Annotated in this window: 1 protein-coding gene; it reads right to left on the bottom strand. The window is 39.1% G+C overall.

The annotated features are described in order from the left end of the window. Positions 1-14: 14 nt before the first annotated feature. A partial coding sequence (locus LIZ87_RS22255; protein WP_227149244.1) for a YitT family protein occupies positions 15-248 on the bottom strand: 234 nt, incomplete at its 5' end.

The following is a 248-nucleotide window of genomic DNA, read 5'->3' as shown; positions in this document are numbered from 1 at the left end:
AGTATTTTTCAACATTATTCGTTATTATTACTAGAAAAGATGTCAGCCACCTCACTAATAATAATAAACGCTGTTGGATCAATGTCATGAACAATATCTTTCATTCGAATCACCTGATATCTGTTCACCACAAAGTACAACATTGCTTTATCGCGATTGGAGTATCCGCCTTTGGCGCTGACACGCGTATTACCGCTTCCAAATGTTTCTGTCAATGCTTTGCAAATCTCATGCGGCCACTCTGTCAC

Origin of the sequence: Lacrimispora sp. 210928-DFI.3.58 (assembly GCF_020554865.1) — a bacterium.
In the GTDB taxonomy this organism is placed as follows: Bacteria; Bacillota; Clostridia; order Lachnospirales; family Lachnospiraceae; genus Enterocloster.
The sequence above is the reverse complement of the archived record's forward strand: the minus strand, read 5'-3'. Positions and strand labels throughout refer to the sequence as shown.